At 33.9% G+C, this 17919-nt stretch carries 9 protein-coding genes; 8 read left to right on the top strand and 1 reads right to left on the bottom strand.

Translation table 11 applies throughout. The annotated features are described in order from the left end of the window. Window positions 1-74 precede the first annotated feature (74 nt). The 8 genes from LY01_RS10200 to LY01_RS10165 all read left to right on the top strand — a co-directional run bounded on the left by LY01_RS10200 (window position 75) and on the right by LY01_RS10165 (window position 14918). Complete coding sequence (locus LY01_RS10200; protein ID WP_104515749.1) at window positions 75-4103, top strand: hybrid sensor histidine kinase/response regulator transcription factor; 4029 nt, start codon at window positions 75-77, stop codon at window positions 4101-4103. 209 nt (window positions 4104-4312) lie between these two features. Next, the gene (locus LY01_RS10195) at window positions 4313-7357 is read left to right on the top strand and encodes a SusC/RagA family TonB-linked outer membrane protein (protein ID WP_245890692.1); all 3045 of its coding nucleotides are present in this window, start codon (window positions 4313-4315) and stop codon (window positions 7355-7357) included. A 27-nt stretch (window positions 7358-7384) separates the two neighbouring features. Next, window positions 7385-8908 carry a RagB/SusD family nutrient uptake outer membrane protein gene (locus LY01_RS10190; RefSeq protein WP_104515748.1) on the top strand — a complete coding sequence of 508 codons (1524 nt, stop codon included), beginning with the start codon at window positions 7385-7387 and terminating at the stop codon, window positions 8906-8908. Between the two features lie 224 nt (window positions 8909-9132). Continuing rightward, window positions 9133-9981, top strand: coding sequence for a DMT family transporter (locus LY01_RS10185; RefSeq protein WP_317044700.1), 849 nt, complete (start codon window positions 9133-9135; stop codon window positions 9979-9981). Window positions 9982-10203: 222 nt separating this feature from the next. Further along, a complete protein-coding gene (locus LY01_RS10180; RefSeq protein WP_104515747.1) occupies window positions 10204-12429 on the top strand; it encodes a heparinase II/III domain-containing protein in 2226 nt (741 codons plus the stop codon). Between the two features lie 3 nt (window positions 12430-12432). Then, complete coding sequence (locus LY01_RS10175; protein ID WP_104515746.1) at window positions 12433-12810, top strand: cupin domain-containing protein; 378 nt, start codon at window positions 12433-12435, stop codon at window positions 12808-12810. Window positions 12811-12813: 3 nt separating this feature from the next. Next, on the top strand, window positions 12814-14118 hold the full coding sequence (locus LY01_RS10170; protein WP_104515745.1) for an MFS transporter: 1305 nt from the start codon (window positions 12814-12816) through the stop codon (window positions 14116-14118). Between the two features lie 38 nt (window positions 14119-14156). Then, entirely contained in the window at window positions 14157-14918 is a 762-nt protein-coding gene (locus LY01_RS10165) for an SDR family NAD(P)-dependent oxidoreductase (RefSeq protein WP_104515744.1), read from the top strand. 516 nt (window positions 14919-15434) lie between these two features. On the opposite strand, the gene LY01_RS10160 is transcribed toward LY01_RS10165, so the two are convergent. Continuing rightward, a complete protein-coding gene (locus LY01_RS10160; protein ID WP_104515743.1) occupies window positions 15435-17732 on the bottom strand; it encodes a chondroitinase-B domain-containing protein in 2298 nt (765 codons plus the stop codon). Window positions 17733-17919 lie beyond the last annotated feature (187 nt).

Genomic DNA, 17919 nt, shown 5'->3' with positions numbered 1-17919 from the left:
ATCTAAGCTTACAGTAAAATGGTTTAAAATCAAACTATTTAACTATTTTTAAACCCCAACTTATTTTACTCTTTATGTGTAGATCGCTTTGCGCCATTATATTTATTTTTTCTTGTATTGCGACTGCCCAGACCGGTCGTTTTCAATTTAAACATTTGTCTACAGATGACGGTCTGTCTCAAAGTAGCGCTACTGCCATAGAACAAGATAATTTAGGGCAAGTATGGATAGCCACTAGAGATGGTCTTAATCGCTATGATGGTCATAAAATTTCTGTATTTAAAACAGAAGATGGAAATGATAATTCTTTAAGTAGTAGCGATATATTATCATTAGAAACAGGTCTAGATGGTAAATTATGGATAGGTACGTATAATGGATTAAATAATTATGATCCTAGGACAGAGTTGTTTACTCGATTTTTTGCACAAGAAGGAATTAATTCTATTCTAAGTAATAGAATACAAGAAGTTTACGCTACAAAAGATGGTCATATATGGTTAGGTACTTCTAAGGGGCTTTCTATATATAACCCTCAAGAAAATGTCTTTTATAATGATGTTTTTAATGTAAATCACTCTTCAATAAAAGTAGAAAGTGTTTTAGAATTAGAAAACGATTCTTATTTAGTAGCTTCTAATAAGGGGCTATGGCTAATTATAAAGCAAAATAAAGGTAAATATGACGCCCAAAAAATACCAGTTTTTAAAGATGAACATATATCAGATTTAATTCCTGCTGGTGGAGATGATTATTTACTTGCCACTAACAGCTCTGGGGTTTTAATTTATAATAAAAATACCAAAGCAATAGTTCCACATCCTATCAATAAAGTTCAAAAGATTGATGAAATTAGAAAATTAAGGGTGGATAATTCTGGACGATTATGGATCGGTACCGATAACGGTATCTATATTTATGAAGACGGCATAGTAACTCATCTCCAAAATAATCTAGAAGATAAAAATAGCCTCTCAAAAAATTTGGTAAAATCACTGCATAAAGACTCTAGTGGATCTATATGGGTAGGAACCTATTATGGAGGTGCAAATATTTGGAACGCTACAAATGGTAATTTTAGAAATTATATAAACAATGGTGAAAAGTCTGGTCTCAACTATTCTGTCGTAAGCTCGTTACAAGCAAATGATAAATATTTATTTATAGGCACAGAACAAGGAGGATTAAATATCCTTGATCTACAGACAGAACTTTTCTCTTATCTAACCACAGCAAATAGTGAGTTGTTGGATGATAATATAAAATCCAGCTATCTGGATAAAAATAGATTGTTTATCGGTACTTTATCTCATGGTTTTCAAATCTATAATATCAATACCAACTCATTTGAAAAGGAAGATAGATTTGCTGCGATAAATGATTCTTTGCTTAGTACAGGGGTTTATGCTTTTGCCAAAGATCAAGACCAGTTATTTATAGGTACTGCTGGTAAAGGAATAGGTGTGGTGTCTACCCTGCTAGATGCAGAAGTGTCATTTTTTAATAAAAACAATGGTTTGAGTAGCAATATTGTGAGAACCTTATTGCTAGACAATAATAAAACTTTGTGGATAGGAACAGAAAATGGATTAAATGCTCTTGATGAGAATAAAAATATAAAAAGCTATTTGTACAACAGTAATCAAGCGGCTGGTTTTAATATATTAACTGTCTTCCAGTCTTTTGATAATAAGTTATGGGTAGGTACTAAGGCTCATGGACTTTTTGTGAAATCTAACGACACATTTAATCAGGTGCCTCTTAATTATGAAGGAAATGATATAACGACCATTCACGCTATTCTACAAGATAAAGATGGTTATTTATGGTTAAGTAGTAATCAAGGCGTGTTACAGTATGATGTTGTAGAACAAAAGGTAATTGCACTTAAAGGTAAAAAGGATGGTTTGGTCGGAAACGAGTTTAGCAATGGATCTGCCATTAAATTGTTTAATGACGATTTACTCTTTGGCGGTATATCTGGGATTACACGTTTTAACACCGCTAGATTGTTTAAAGATTCTTTCGTCCCTTCAGTTTTGATAACTGGTTTTTCTACAGGTTATGACAGTAAACCGATCTTAGAATATGAGGGAGATGTTGTTGATAATATCGCTTTCGCGAAAGCGGTAAAACTAGATCATCATCAACGTAATTTTACTATAGAATTTGCTATGCCTAGCTTTCATAACGCATCGAGCAATACTTATGAGTATAGATTAAATGGTCTAGAAGAAAACTGGAATACGACTAGTCAAAATGCGGCTACCTATACATTACAAAATTCTGGAAATTATGTTTTTGAAGTAAGAGGTATTAATGGAGATGGAGCAAAAAGCGGTATTACTAGACTAGATGTGGCTGCAAAACCTACTCCGTGGTTGAGCTGGTGGGCTTTATTAGGATATGCGTTAGTCCTAGGGATAGCGATTTATTTTATTCTTAACGTGTTAAAATCTAAAACTCGATTACAGCAAGAGCTTAAATTCGAGCAATTACAGAAAGAAAGAGATCGCGGTATAAACGAGGCAAAATTAAAATTCTTTACAAACATTTCTCACGAGTTTAGAACACCTCTTACGCTCATTTTAGGTCCATTGCAGCAATTACTTGCCGATTATAAGGGAAGTAATAAGATGTACAAAAAATTACTCGTTGTAGAGAGCAATGCAAATCATCTCTTACAATTGATTAATAGATTAATGGATTTTAGAAAGCTAGAACAAAATCAATTTGAGCTACAAAGCGCTCGAGGTAATATTGTTAAATTTCTAGAAGAGATCTATCTTAGTTTTAATGAATATGCTAAAGTAGGAGAGTACGACTACAGCTTTGAGTCTGTAGAAGATGAGATTTTAGTTTATTATGATAGAAAAAAGCTAGAAAGAGTTTTCTTTAACCTTATTTCTAATGCATTTAAATATACGGACAAAGGCGGTGCCATTGATATTAAAGTGACTAAAAGTGATCGAGAAATATTTGTGTCTATTAATGACACTGGTATAGGGATATCACCAGTAGAACAAGATAAAGTATTTGATAGGTTTTATGAGGTAGAAGCAGATAGAGAAAAACCTTCTCCATACCATCAAGGTACCGGTATAGGTTTAAATATTGCAAAGAACATAGTAGAATTACATCATGGTACGATAATCATAGAAAGTGAAAAAGGTCAGGGATCTAGTTTTAAAGTTGCTTTAAAATTGGGAAGAGAGCACCTTGAAGATCATGAGATTTTAAAAGATTTTAAATTTAGTGACGACCTATCTCAATATACATCGCAGTTAAGTGAACTTCCTACATTTTCAAATAGTGAAGATCTAGATCTATTAAGTGACGATGATAAGCCTACCATACTAGTTGTGGAAGACAACCACTCATTACTTTCTTTTATGGTTAATTTATTAAAACCAGATTTTAATGTTATCGAAGCAGATAATGGAGAAGACGCTTTTAAACTAGCTATTAAAAACAGTCCAGACTTAATAGTAAGTGATGTGGTGATGCCTAAGATGGCAGGTACAGAGCTATGTGCAAATGTTAAAAAGGATATTAGAACTAGCCATATACAGGTGATTCTTTTAACATCTAGATCTTCTTTAATATATAAACTTGAGGGACTAGAAAGTGGTGCAGATGATTATATAAGTAAACCGTTTAATATAAATGAGTTTCAATTACGTATTAAAAACTTACTGCATAGTAAGGCAAAACTGAAAGAAAAATTTGGTTCTTCAAATGACTTCTCTCCCGAGGAGATAAATGTAACCTCTGTAGATGAGCAATTACTTAAAAAAGCCATTGCTATAGTCGAGGAGAACATTCCTAATGAACAATTTGATATTCCATCATTCAGTTCTGAATTAGGTGTAAGTCGTACCATGTTATTTATTAAAGTAAAGGCATGGACTAATTTTACTCCTAATGAATTTATTCAACATTTTAGAATGAAAAGAGCGGCTCAACTTCTTGAATTAGGAACTCTTAATATTTCTGAAGTGAGTTATAAAGTTGGGTTTAGAAACCCAAAATATTTCAGTAAATGCTTCCAAAAAGCATATGGAGAAACGCCTTCTAATTATTCAAAGAAATTCTCAGAGTAATTTACGGAAAATGTAAATTTTTCACCGTGAAGCCTATATTTTTAAGGGTTTCGGATTTTTGTATACCCTTTTCTGAATTATTGATCGCTAAGGTTAAGTTAATTTTATCACAACGTTAAAGAGGTGTTCTCTGCCGCATGGTTTTCGCAAACGATGTAGGACATTTTTTTAAAAACTAACTTAAAATATTTCAACTTAAAGAAAATCTTATGCAACAAAAAAACAAACCGCAATTATTAAGATATGGACTCTTGCTAATTTGCATTTTTGGTTCATTCTTAACCTATGCGCAAACTTCTACAATAACAGGTAAAGTTGTGAGTACTGAAGGAGAAGAGCTATTAGGTGTGAGTGTTTCTATAAAAGGTACATCTACAGGTACATCTACAGATTTTAATGGTGATTATACGATAACAGTTCCTAATGCAGAGGCTGTATTAATGTTTAGTTCTATAGGTTACACTACGTTAGATGTTCCTGTTAACGGACAGACTGTAATTAATGTTACTTTACAAGATGATCTAGCTTTACTAGACCAAGTAGTAGTTATAGGTTATGGTACTCGTAAAAAAAGTGATGTAACTGGCGCCGTTAGTTCTGTAAAATCAGAAGAACTTAATGCTTTCCCAGTATTAGATGCTGCTCAGGCTCTTCAAGGTCGTGCGGCAGGAGTTGAGGTGCAAACAAATAATGGTGGTGAGCCTGGCGCGCCCATTAATATACGTATTAGAGGTAATACATCTATAAACGCTAGTAGTAGTCCTTTAATAGTTGTTGATGGATTTGTAGGAGCTAATTTTCCACAACCAGCAGATATTGCTTCCATAGAGGTGTTAAAAGATGCGTCAGCAACTGCAATTTACGGTTCTCGTGGTTCTAACGGTGTTGTACTTGTTACTACTAAGAGAGGTAAGGTTGGAAAAATAAGTGTTGAATATAATTTTAATTATTCTAACCAAAGAACCGCAAATGAGTTAGATTTATTAAATGCAGATCAATTTACGACTTATCAGCAGATAATTAATCCAGCATATGTTTCAAATGGATCTAATACAGATTGGCAAGATTTGATTTATCAAAATGGAAACATTCAACAACATCAATTTTCATTCTCAGGAGGAACTGAGGATATAAATTTCTATGCTTCTGCAAATTACTTTGATCAAGAAGGTGTGGTTGTGAATTCTGACTTTGAAAGGTTTACATTCTTATCTAATCTTGATGCTCAAGTAAATGACAAATTAAAATTAGGACTGAATTTATTTGCAAGCAGAGGAACTCAAAACGGTGTACCTACTCAATCAAACGGTAATCTGGCTAACGGTGGTGGAGATGATGTAGTTGCATCTTCATTTAGATTTGCACCAGATTTAGGTGTCTTTGATACAGATGGAAACTTTACAGTGAATTCTGTAGGTGATGATATTGACAACCCATTTGCTGTAGCAACACAAAGTGTTAATGAAACCAAAAATGATTTATATCGTGCTAACTTGTCTCTTAATTATGAAATAATTGAAGGTTTAACTTTTAGATCATCCTTAGGTTATGAGTCAGAAAATGAAACTGCTGGAGTATTCAGACCATCTTCATTAACTATTACTGCTGGTGGAGTAGGTGGAGTAGCTGCAATAAGTAGTTTTAAACGATCTAATTTATTGAGTGAGAACTTCCTTACTTACAAGCGTGAAATAGGAAAAGGAGATCTAACTTTACTAGGTGGATATTCTTATCAAAATTTAACAAATCAGAATTATGCAGCTGGTGCTCAGCAATTTATTTCTGATTCATTCTCTTACTTCAATCTAGGTGGTGGTTCTGTTCAATTGATACCATCATCTTCAAGAACCGTTTCTGAAATTCAGTCGCAATTCGGTCGTGTCAATTATGATTATGATGATAAATATTTAATAACAGCTACCATACGTCGTGATGGTGCTTCAAATTTTGCAGAAAATGAAAAGCATGCGGTTTTTCCTTCTGGGGCGATTGGATGGAAAATTTCAAATGAACCTTTCTTTGCTAACGTAAATAATATTTCTGAATTAAAGTTGCGAGCAAGTTATGGTGCTACAGGTAATCAAGGGATTTCTGCTTTCCAATCGCTTGCTAGGTTTAATAGCGTTTATGCTGTAATCAATGGTGATGCAGTTAATAATGTGGTTCCAGATCAGCCGGCAAATCCAAATCTTAAGTGGGAAACATCTTATCAAACAAATGTAGGTCTAGATGTAGGTTTATTAAATGATAGAATAACTTTATCTGCGGATTATTATAATATTGATACAGAGGATTTAATTATTGCTGATGACAGTCAAGCAGAATACCTAGGTTTCTTGACTACCGCCAGTTTACGTAATATTGGAGAGGTTAATAATAAAGGATTTGAATTTAATATTAATAGTAGGAATATTGTTGGTGAGAATTTTACTTGGTCTACAGATTTTAATATCTCTACAAATCGTAATGAAGTTAGCACATTACTTAATGGTGAAGATATTTTCTTAGACGCTTCTCCAGGATATTTTAATATTGATGAGACTCATGTTTTAAGAGAAGGAGAATCGACTGGAGCTTTTTATGGATATGAATATAGAGGTGTGTATCAAGGAGGTGCTCTTCCTGAAGGAACCGCAGTTTTCAGTGGTTCTGTAGCTGGAGATCCTTTGTATACTGATATACCTAATGAAGATGGAATGATAGATGGTGAGATTACGACAGCTGATCGTAAAATTCTAGGTGATCCTAATCCGGATTTTTCTTTTGGTTTCAGTAATAATTTTACTTATAAGAATTTTGATATGAATATATTCTTTCAAGGTGCGGTCGGTGGAGATATTATGAATTTAACAGCTTTACAACTTAATAGTGGTGATTCTAATGCTTCTACCGATATTTTAAATGCTTGGACTCCTTCAAATACGAATACAAATATTCCTAGTGTTGCTTTAAGAACAAAGAGAATTTCGTCTCAATTCTTAGAAGATGGAAGTTATGTGAGACTTAAAAATATCTCTGTGGGTTATACTTTTCCTAATACGTTTGTGGAAAAAATGGGGGTCAGTAGTGTTAGGTTAGCAATTAGTGCGCAAAATCTGTTTACTATAACTAATTATTCTGGTCTTGATCCTGAAGCTAGTTATTTCGGTGCTGGCTCAGTTTCAAACAGAGATTCAAATACAACGAGAGGTTTTGATTTTGGTAACTATCCTACATTAAGATCGTTTAACTTCAGTGCAAATATTAAATTTTAATAAAATAACATCAAAATAAATAGAAATATGAAAGCTTATAAATATATATTCCTAGTTATAGGATTGTCGATATTGGGTTGTTCAGATCTAGAAGAGGAACCTGTAGGACTGCTTGCTCCAGAAGGATTCTTTCAGTCAACACAAGATATTCAGACTGCGGTAAATGGAACTTATGGTCATATGTTGCATGAAGATTTTTGGGGGCGTAAGATGTCCTTAACCTTAATGCTTCGTAGTGACATGGTTGCCATAGGAGATCCGACAACCTCATCCCGAAGAATTGAGCATGACCAATTCAACGTTCCTGCAGATAATGGTATGATTTCAGGATACTGGAATAGAACGTATCAAATTATTGCTGCTGCAAATAACGCTATCGCCGGAGCAGAGTTGGTAGCTGATACTGATGAGAATAAAAACCCTATCGTTGCTCAAGCATATTTTGCAAGGGCGTTTACCTATTTTCATCTCGTTAGGCAATTTGGTGCGATACCTTATTTAAGTGAACCGGTAACAGATGTTCAAGCGGCCAATAGTATCAGTAAGACTTCAGTTGACGATGTATACGCAAATATTATTGCTGACTTAGAATTTGCAGAGCAGTGGTTACCAGATACACAACCTGCAAGATCCCTGCCGGCAAAATCTGCAGCGCAGTCATACCTTGCTCTTGTTTATTTAACACGTGGAGAGCATCAGCCTGCTTATGATTGGGCATTTGAAGTAATTAGTAATGAAGGTGCTTACAACTTAGATTTAGATCCTGATTTTCAAAACTTATTTAATGCAGATGCAGTAGATTCTTCTGTAGAGCCTATCTTTTCTTTAGACTTTAACGGTTTTAGTCCTAGTGATGATGGAAGAGATTACATGCCAGCATTAACAGGAATAAGAGGTGATGAGCAATATGAACCTAATGTAACAGGTGGCGGTTGGTCAGTAGGGGTGCCTACTCTAGCTGTATATAATGACTGGGATGATAATGATTACAGAAAAGAAGTGAGTTTTGATGATACTAACATAGTAGACGATGTAGAAAATTCTTTCACGATTTTTCAAAGTTTAGATTCTCGAGCAGTGAATAGACCGCATATAGCAAAATACACGAGATTTACTGGTCTAACAGGTAATGGTAATGGTAGAAACTCTAGCCATAACTACCATTTTATGCGCTATGCCGAGGTTCTTTTGATCGCAGCAGAAGCTTTAAATGAAGTTAGTGGTGGTAGTGATGAAGCTATGGGGTATGTTAATCGTGTTAGGGCAAGAGCTCGTAGTGGTAATGGTTCTGCTTTTCCAGCAGATGTATCTGGATTAAATCAAGATGATTTAAGAGATGTTATTATAGATGAGAGAAGATTAGAATTAGCTTTTGAGTTTAAAAGATGGTATGATATAGCTAGATTAAGAAATGGTAGTGAGGTATTCGGATCTACCGGTTATGAAGGTCTTGTTCCTGGATTTGATCCAGCGCAAGATTATTTATTGCCTCTTCCAGCAGATGAACTTTCTAGAAATCCTAATTTATTACCTCAAAATCCAGGTTACTAAATAGAAGATTGAAATAGCCAATTGCTTTAATCCCAACGATGTTAATTCGTTGGGATTTTTGTTTGCTTAAATTTAAGTAGCATTTATCAAAGCTATTTATTTTTATCCATTTAATTAGAGAATTAAAAGTCATAATAAAACTAGACGTTGTAGTTTTGTCGGCTGTATAATTGACTAGTATATTATTAATAACTCAACATCATTGATGTTTTATTTTATTTAAAGTGAAAGACCTACAAAAAGCTATTGTTTACATGTTGTTCAGTACACTGGCATTTGCAGTTATGAATGGACTTGTAAAATATTTGATAGATTTCAGTGCCTATGAATTAGTGTTTTTTAGATCGCTAGGGACTTTAATTCTTACTATGGTGTTCTTACTTTATAAGAAAATACCAATATTAGGGAATAAAAGAAGTTTATTAGTAACTAGAGGTATTGCTGGTGCTGTTTCTTTAATATTATTTTTTCTTTCTTTAAAGTATTTACCTGTAGGGACTGCCGTTGTACTTAGGTACTTATCACCTGTATTTGCAGCTATTTTTGCTGTGATATGGCTCAAGGAAAAAATAAGACCTATTCAATGGTTGTTCTTTCTATTAGCTTTTTCTGGTGTGTTAGTAATGAAAGGTTTTGATAACGACCTTAGTTTAATTGGTCTCGTCTTGATATTTTCATCTGCATTGGTAATGGGAATCGTATTTGTAACTATTTCTAAAATAGGTAAGCAAGATCACCCTATTGTAATCATTAATTATTTTATGGCGATAGGAACTTTGCTAGGAGGTGTTTTGGCTCTCAATGATTGGAGGACTCCTCAAGGTAATGAGTGGATTATTTTAAGTAGTCTAGGTGTTGTAGGCTTTGTAGGGCAACTTTTTATGACCAAAGCTTTTCAAATAGCATCTACAAATCAAGTTGCACCTCTTAAATATCTAGAAGTTATTTTTACTGTCCTTATAGGCGCGTTCTGGTTTATGGAAACCTATACGATATGGGCTATTTTAGGTATGGTGATGGTCATTGCAGGATTATTACTTAATATCTTTTACAAGTCAAGAAAAGTAAGCTAAAACACTCTTATTTTTAATGAGTTAATTCCTAGTGTTTCACAAATAATACATCTCTTTCTTAAGATAGATGCCTTTGTGTCTATAATTCCTTAAACAAACTATAGTTTAATTTGCAAATTCGCATTTATTGTCTTTAATTTGGGCAACCAGATTGGTCAACCAATTTATCTTTATCTTTTGATAATACTATTGGTTTTTACTCAATTAACCTTCTAGAAGATTATGAATTGGAAATTAATTTTAATTGTATGCCTTTTAGGTGTTGTCTCTTGCGAGGACAGTACTACTGCAGGTGGTGATACTACAACGATAGAGGCTACTAACTCTAGTTCAAAATTGCTTTTAAGCGACGATGGAATAGCAGATTTTAAATCCTCAAATAGTGATGTTGTAAAAAACACTTTAAAAGAATTATCACAATCTGTAGATGTTATTCTTACTGCACCTATAGAGATACCGCAACCAGTAGATGCAGGTGGTGGTTATTCTCATGAAAAACACAAACAAAATTATGCCGAACTTTATAAAGTAGCATTATCTCAAAGTTTAGATCCTCAAGAAGATAAGCTTACTTATATAAGAAATATGTTTGATGGATATGCAAATATGTATCCTACCTTAGGTATGCACCCTAAAGACAAGGAGAATCATCCAGGCGGTAAATTATACTGGCAAGGTCTTAACGAGGCAGTAACTCTTTTTTATATGATACAATCATATGATCTTACTCGTGGTTATCTAACCGAAGATGAACGCTTAAAAATAGAAAAAGATTTATTACGCCCTATGGCAAAATTCTTAAGTGAAGATAGTTATGAGGTTTTTAATAAAATCCACAATCATGGAACATGGTCTGTAGCTGCTGTCGGTATGACTGGTATGGTGTTAGGAGATGATGATATGGTACAAAGATCTATTTATGGATCTAATAAAGATGGTAAAACTGGTTTTATTGCACAACTAGATCATTTATTCTCTAGCGACGGTTTCTATAGTGAAGGTCCTTATTACCATAGGTATGCTATTTTGCCCTTTATTGCATTTGCTCAAGCTATTGAAAATAATGAACCAGAGGTTAAGATCTTTGAACATAGAGATGGTATTCTTAGAAAAGCGGTAACTACATTACTGCAACTTACAGATGAGCAAGGAAGATTTTATCCTATTAATGATGCCATTAAAAGTAAGACATGGGAAAGTGATGAGGTAGTCTTTGCCACTAACATAGCTTATAAGCAATATAAAGATGCAAGTCTTTTACCAGTCATTAAAATGATGAATAAAATATCATACACTGACGCTGGTGTTATAGCTGCCAATGCTATTACAGACGATACAGAAGATTTCTATAACAGACCTAGTATGTTTATAGCAGATGGTGTAGAAGGAAAAAGCGGTGGTCTTGCATTAATGCGCAGTCCACAAAATACATCAGGTCAACTACAGGCGGTTCTTAAATTTTCTACTCAAGGAATGGGTCATGGACACTTTGATAGATTAAGTTTATCTGTATATGATTATGGTAACGAGATCATGCCAGATTATGGTGCGGCACGTTTTTTAAATATAGAAACTAAAAGAGGTGGTAGGTATCTACCAGAAAATAAAACATATGCACAGCATACCATTGCACATGGAGCAGTTGTTCTAGATGAGAAATCTCAATATAAAGGAAATGTAAAATATTCTGAAGAACATGTTTCTCATGCTGTAAAAACAGATATGAGTGGAGAACGTTTGCAAGTAAGTATAGCAGCAGATTCAACAGCATATAATGGTACAAACTTGTCTCGTTCTATAACCATGATTAATGAACCAGAAATTTCTAACAGACCATTCCTTATTGATTTGTATCACATCGATTCTAAAACGAGTCATCAAATGGATTTAAATTATCCTTTCTTTGGTGATATTATAGATACTCAATTTGATTATAGCAGACCAGTTAACAAAACGGTTTTAGGAAAAGATAATGGTTATAATCATCTAGAAGTATTAGCACAAGGTTCTCCTAAATCAAATGCTACTAACACTCAGTTTTCATTCTTACAAGCACAACGTTTTTATAGTATTACTAGTGTTACTGATGCTAGTACCCAACTATTTATTACCCAAACTGGTGCTAATGATCCTGAATTTAATATAAACCTACAGAGACAGTATTTAATAAGACAGCCTAAGAATAAAACTAGTCACACATTTGCAAGTGTTATTGAGCCTCATGGATTCTTTGATCCTGTTAAAGAGACAGTGACTTATCCTAAATCTGTAATTTCAAACTTAAAGCATGAGCAGCAAGATGGTTATGATATCGTGACCTTTAATGCTGGCGGTGCTATGTATTTATATACGCTTTCGCGAAAGCGAGATAACAACAAGAATCATACAATAGAATATAACGGGAAATCCTATTCTTGGGATGGAACACACCAATTAATAAAATTATAAGTCATGAAAAGATATAGTGAAAAGTACATTCTTACAGAAGAAATGAAATGGGAAAATCTAGGAGGTGGAGTTTCTCGTAAATTTTTAGGGTACGATAACCAGATAATGATGGTTCAAGTAAAGTTTGAAAAAGGAGCTGAAGGAGCGCCACACAAACATTTTCATACACAAACTACTTATGTAGCGGCTGGTAAGTTTGAATTTATTATTGATGGAGTAAAGCAAATAGTGAGCGCTGGAGACGGTGTTTATATGGAACCTAACCTTTTACATAGCGCAGTATGCCTAGAAGAAGGGATGTTAATTGATGTTTTTGCACCTGTACGTGAAGATTTTTTAGATGGTAGTGGTGTATCTTATTTTGGAGACAAAGAGGCATAATCTATGAAAGTCAAAGGATTAAGATGGTGGGTAGTAGGGTTAATTGCCCTAGCAGCCGTAATAAATTATATAGACAGACAGGCGTTTTCTGTTTTATGGGAAACTGAAGGAGGTATTGCTGATGAGCTTTACCCTGAATTAGATGCAGACGGTAGAAAAAAAATATATGGAAGTATTGGTACATATTTCATTATCGCCTATGCTTTAGGTCAGGCATTATTCGGTAGAATTTTTGATAAATTAGGAACACGTTTTGGTTTTGCTTTATCTATTGGTTTTTGGTCACTAGCGACTGGTTTACATGCTTTAGTAAGTGGTGTTCTAGGTTTTACATTTGTGAGATCTCTTTTAGGACTAGCTGAAGCTGGTAACTGGCCTGGTGCTGCAAAAGGTAATGCAGAGTGGTTCCCTACTAATGAGCGTGCAATCGCCCAAGGTATATTTAATTTTGGTGCTTCTTTTGGAGCGTTAATATCGATACCTCTTATTGGATTTATGGCACAAAAACTACATTGGCACATCATCTTTATGATTATCGCTTTACTAGGGTTTCTTTGGTTAATACCATGGTTAGTTGTTGTGAAAATTGGACCTAAAAAACACCCTTGGCTTACAGATGAGGAAAAAGATCGTATTCTTAATGGTCAGAAAAATGAAGTTGCCACTGTAGAAGGTGAGGTAGAACCTAAGAGTATGTCTTACGGTAAATTATTAGGCTTTAAACAAAGTTGGGGTGTTATTATAGCATCTGCGGCTATAGACCCTATCTGGTGGATTTTTGTAGTCTGGATACCTAACTACCTTGTAAACGTATTCGGTGTGGGTATAGAAGGTATTACGAAATATGGATGGATACCTTATCTAGGTGCTATGATTGGTGCTTGGTTCGGTGGTTTGTTAGCAAAGAATTTCTTTAATAGAGGATGGGATGTTAACAAGGTAAGAAAAACAACTATAGGTGTAGGGTGTGCAATCATGCTTCCTGCATTATTATCATTAAGTAATCCTGGTAGTCCATTAATAGCTGTTTTAATCATGGCTGTCGTTTTATTCGGATTCCAAACTGCGATAGGAAATATTCAAACTTTACCTAGTGATTTATATAGTGGTAAATCGGTTGGTACGCTATCAGGACTAGCTGGTATGTCTGCAAAGTTTGCTGCTGCAGGACTAACATGGTACATAGGTTCAAAATTACCAGCAGATAAGTATTCTTTTGTATTTCTTATAGGGGCTGTACTTGTAGCAATCGTTGTGTTTGCTGTTTGGGTACTTATCCCTAAGATTAAGCCATTACAAAGAGCTTAAAAAATTAAAAAAAAATAAATTTAAACTAAATCAATAATATGAAATTTGAAGGAAAAGTAGCGGTAGTAACTGGGGCAACTGGTGGTATCGGTTTTGAAGTAGCAAAAAGATTAGGTAAAGATGGTTATACGGTTGTTTTAAACGGTATAGATGATGAGGCTGGAGCAAAAAGAGTTGAAGAACTTACTGCTGAAGGTGTTACTGCTGAATACCTAGGTTTTGATGTTACTAAAGAAGATGCTGTAACTGCTAATATTACTGAAATAGGTAATAAATATGGTAGAATTGATGTGCTAGTAAACAACGCTGGTGGTTTAGGTGGTAGATCTAGATTTGAAGAGATGACTACTGAGTTTTATAGATTTGTAATGGCTCTTAACCTTGATTCTGTATTTTTTGCATCAAGAGCAGCTATACCATTTCTTAAAAATGGAGAACACCCTTCTATAATTAACTATACTTCTAACGCTGCATGGAATGCTGGTGGACCAGGTGCAGGTATTTATGGAACGTCTAAAGCTGGTGTGCATGCTATTACAAGAGCACTTGCAAAGGATCTTGCAGAATATGGAATTAGAGTAAATGCAGTATCTCCTGGTACTATTGATACTCCTTTCCATGCGCAAATCAAATCTACTAAGCCAGAAGTATTTGCTTCTTGGGCAAATAATATCTTATTAGGTAGACTAGGACAGCCAGAAGATGTTGCTGGTGTTGTTTCTTTCTTAGCTAGTAAAGATGCATCATTCATAACTGCAGAAACTATCCAAATAGGTGGTGGTCAGGCATTAGGTATCTAATAGTAGATACTATGAATTCTGAAAAATCAATTTGATTTTTCAATAAATTAGCCAACATGTTTAAGAATTATCCCTGATAGATTTCCTATCAGGGATTTTTTTATGCAAAATTTTGAGATTTATTTTTCAATTTGATAGTGAACTATAAATCTTAAAATAGAGGCTTTCTTCCATGTTTGTACAAAGTGTTCTTGTATTATGATGCTATATAAATCTATAGAAAGAGCTGTTTCATGAACTTAATTTGCATAGAATAAGATTATACAAATGATTGACCATGTTCAATGATGTCCTTATGAAGAGATATAAGGGAGGTTTACTAAAAGCAGGTAATAGTTTACGATACGAGCTTTATAAGTGATTTATATATATCTATTTAGAAAGATTGGGCGCTATTTTACTAGTGTTTATGGATTTTAGGATTATATGAAAGCACATAAAAAAAGCCTAATGACATTCAAATCATTAGGCTTTACTTTAAGAGAATTAAAAATTAATTCTACAATATTCTTTAAATTAATAAACTAGTTTCAATTCTATATTTTCAACTACTTTAATTTCACCAGAGTTAGTAACTGTATTGTTAACCGGTTGTTGCCCTTTGGCACCCCATAAAACAGCTGTAAACTTAGTGTCGTTATTAGTAAAAGTATTGTTCTCAAAAGTCACGTTTACGATACCTCTAGTATTGATTAGAATTTCATCTTTATCTAGTTTACCAGAGTTGGTAAAAGTGTTGCCAGAAAGGTTTAAAATACCTCCTATGGTAGACTCATCATAACCACCTCTATAGAAATCTATCACTTCGTTAGATATGTTGTCAAAATTAGATTTTGTTATAGTTAGAAACTCTACGTTGTAATCTCCTTTATCATCTATTTCCTTGTCTAGCAAAAATCCGTTGATACAGTTTTTAAAAGTAGAATTGTTAACTATAATCTCATCTGCAAATGAACTTTTAGACGCATCTAACACAGATTTGAAATTTTCAACACTTATGTCATTAAGATGTATACCATATGCCTTAGACATATCCTTATCTTCTGTCCTGAAGAAATCTTGGTCTGCAGTACCTAGAATATTTAAATTTTCTAAATGTAAAATACCTTTAGGTTGCATTAAGAAAGCAGTCTTTAAATTATCAAATTGTATAGTTGCTCTAGCATCTTTATTGGCAGATGTTATTTTTAACTCCTTAGCTAGTGTGATCGTTTCATCTATCAAGTAAGTACCTTCTTTTAAAGAAAGAATATCTTCAGAATTAGCATCTTTAATAGCTGCCATGAACTCACTCGCATTTGTAACTGTATGAGTTTTTATATCTTTATTTCCAGTAGAAGGTGTAAACCATTTTGCACCATAAATAGAATAATCTACCGTTGCTTTTTTATCGCTCACTGGTGGGATAATAGCACCTATGTAATTTTGATCTTGGTTTCTAGATTTACCAAAAAGATCTACATCGATATCATTAAAACCATAACCATCATATAACTTACCATCATACTGTGCAGGAGTGTAAAAAAGCTCGTCACCTAACGTATTAGAGATAGATTTTAATGTGAAATCTTCACGATCAGAATCCATGTTTTTATTACTTAACAGTAAATTGTTTTTAAATTTCACACCATCTATTTTATCATAAGCCTTAATAGGATAAGAAGTAAATCTGTCATTATAAACAAGATTATTAGCAAATATGACTCTTTTAGGACGTGCAGATCTTATTTCAGACGGTGGTAAAACCTCTGCCTGATCAGTGTTTACACCTACAGAAAAATGTATAGGTTGTTCACAGTCTATCCAGCTATTGTGCGCTATAACTACATCAGTTACCTGGTTATATCTATTTAAAGGAGATTTAGGGATACCGTTCATAACAGCCAGTCCACTACGGAATTCTGTACCGCGCATTTTATAGAAATAATTATTAGTTACTACGTGACCAGTATTAATAACACGTATTCCACCTACATAAGGGTTATCATTACCTATAAATATGTTACCACTTATAGTTGCATAATTACCATGTCTAGTTACTACAGATCCTTCACTCTCTAGAAATACGTTATTAGAAAAGTTATTAAAATTAGATTTACTAGAAATAATTTCTACCTCACCATTACATTTTTCAAAAAGGTTATTAGTTACTTGAGTATAGGACGGTGTCATAGACGTTGTACTAGCACCTAGTTGCATAGTCTCAGCCTTAGGACCACCTTTTCTAGGTCTAGGCCCGAAATGGTTGTCATGTATCTTATGATAATTATTTACATGTTCGTTACCATTAAGATATACCTTTAAAGTAGGTCCTTCATTAGATTTTCCAGCAATATAACTGTGATCTAGTTCATTATGTTTGCCATAAAACTCTATCCAGTGATCTTTTCTATGACGATCAGGTTGTGTAAACTCTTCTATAACTGTACCAGTAACACGACAGTTAAAAGCGATAGAGTCAGGGGAGTTTCTAAATATTATAACTGCTTCGTCTGGTGTGTATCCATTCTTAAAATAAAGATCTTTGGCAACTAGATATTCACCACTTAATTTTAAAAAAGACTGTCCTTCTAAGATTACCTCACCAGGTGTTTCTGCTTTTAAAACTATAGGTTTTTGCTCTGTTCCCATTCCATGAAATTTGATTTGAGCATCCTTCCAGATACCGTTTTTCATGGTGATAACATCTCCGGCTTTTGAGTCGTCAATTGCACTTTGCAGCTCGTCTATATTTGATACGTTTATAGAAGTCAGCTTTTGATCATTACATGAGATTAAAGCTATGGCTAGCGCTAGTAAAAATATTCTTTTCATAGGTTGTTTTAAGAGAATTCAAGATACCTACTAAAACGATATAGCTAGGTCTTAAAGAGTCCTAAATGAAGTATAGAATCGTACCGTTTTCATTAATTTCTCTATTTGAAGCCACTAAAACAGAGAGATTCTCATTTTTAGACAATTGTTTGTAGTAATTCCGCTTTCGCGAAAGCGGAACCTAAAT

It is taken from the genome of Nonlabens xylanidelens (assembly GCF_002934445.1).
In the GTDB taxonomy this organism is placed as follows: Bacteria; Bacteroidota; Bacteroidia; order Flavobacteriales; family Flavobacteriaceae; genus Nonlabens; species Nonlabens xylanidelens.
The sequence above is the reverse complement of the archived record's forward strand: the minus strand, read 5'-3'. Positions and strand labels throughout refer to the sequence as shown.